At 39.4% G+C, this 1,683-nt stretch carries 2 protein-coding genes; both read left to right on the top strand.

Going from position 1 to position 1,683, the window contains the following annotated elements:
• A partial coding sequence (locus ACEW8U_RS06265; RefSeq protein WP_373521181.1) for an ATP-binding cassette domain-containing protein occupies positions 1-701 on the top strand: 701 nt, incomplete at its 5' end.
• 3 nt (positions 702-704) lie between these two features.
• The coding region (locus ACEW8U_RS06260; protein ID WP_373521180.1) for an ABC transporter permease at positions 705-1,683 on the top strand (979 nt) is incomplete at its 3' end.

Here is a 1,683-nt window from a genome sequence, read left to right as displayed (position 1 = left end):
ATCTCGATATATTACATGATAAGCAGAGCCTTCGCGAAAAATTGGGGTACCTCCCTCAGGATTTTGGGCTATATCCTAGAATATCAGCTGAAGTCATGTTGGACCATATCGCACAAATGAAAGGGGTAATCAATAAGTCTGAAAGGAAAGACCTCGTGAATTCGCTCTTAAACAAGGTCAACTTATATAAGGATAGAAAAAAGGCTTTGGGTACCTTTTCCGGAGGTATGAGACAACGATTTGGAATTGCACAGGCATTGGCAGGGAATCCTTCATTGATAATTGTGGATGAACCGACAGCCGGATTGGATCCTTCAGAAAGAAACAGGTTTTACAATTTGCTAAGTGAACTAGGGGAAAATACCATCGTCATTTTATCCACCCACATTGTGGAGGATGTAAGTACCCTTTGTTCTCAAATGGCTATTATTTGTTTGGGTGAAGTACTCATGCAGGGTAAACCCTCTGATGGAATCAGTAAATTGGAGGGACAGATTTATCAAAAAAGTATCTCTAAAGAAGACCTTTCTCAATACAAAGGACAGTTTGATGTCATTTCCACACAATTGAAAGAGGGGAAATTAAATCTAAGGATAAAGAGTGAAACAGAGCCGGGAAGTGGTTTTGTATCGACAGTCACCAGTTTGGAGGACGTATATTTCAGCTACATCTCTCAAAAAGTGGACCCGATAACTTTATAAGCTATGCAGGATTTTTGGAATATTTTCAAATTTGAAATCCGTTACAGGTTTTCCAGGCCGGCGACTTACGCCTATTTTGGGATGTTGTTTGCCATAGCGTTTTTGTTGCTTGGAGGAGGTTTTACACCTGCTTCTGAAAAAGTCTATCATAACTCTCCATATGTAATTGCCTCACTTCAATCCATCATTTCGATTTTTGGGGTTTTGTTGGCATCAGCCATCATGGGGGTCCCGATTTATAGGGATTTAGAACACAAAACAGGAACATTTATGTTCAGTTACCCCCTCACCAAAACCGCATATTTTATGGGCCGGTTTTGGGGTTCTTTTGTAGTACTGCTGTTTATCACCACGGGCGTAATGTTCGGAATGTATTTCGGTAGTCTGATTGGTGCTGCTACAGGTTGGACAGAAGCAGAACGTTATGGCCCACATGTATTGATGAACTATATACAGCCTTGGCTGACTTTGGTGCTTCCCAACATGTGGATTGCAGGAACTCTTTTCTTTGCCCTGATTATTTTTACACGAAATATCAAATCCATTTATTCAGGAGGAATTGTCCTGTTTATTGCTTATTTACTTTCCAATTTCTTAGCTCAGGATATTGAAAATAAAGACTTGGTTCAGCTCCTCGACCCTTTTGCGCTGAATACTTTCAATTACGAAACGAGATACCTCACTCCGTTCGAACAAAACACATTTATCTTACCACTTCAGGGCAATCTTTTGTTGAATAGAGTGATTTGGTCATTGGCGGGGTTGGTGTTTTTTGTTACAGCTTATTGGAAGTTCAGTTTTACTTATTTCTTTCAGGAAAGACTTAAAGGGACTAAAAAACCTGAAAAAGAAGAGGTCTATCAAGCACCTTCCCAAGTCAAGGTTTTCCCGGATTTCTCCAGAAAATATCAGTGGTTAAGCTTAGTGGCTTTGAGTAAAATAGAAGTTAATAATATCCTTAAAGATATTTATTTCAGATCAA

The sequence above is a fragment of the Aquiflexum sp. genome (genome assembly GCF_041751335.1).
Taxonomy (GTDB): Bacteria; Bacteroidota; Bacteroidia; order Cytophagales; family Cyclobacteriaceae; genus Aquiflexum.
This window is presented reverse-complemented; position numbering and strand designations above follow the sequence as displayed.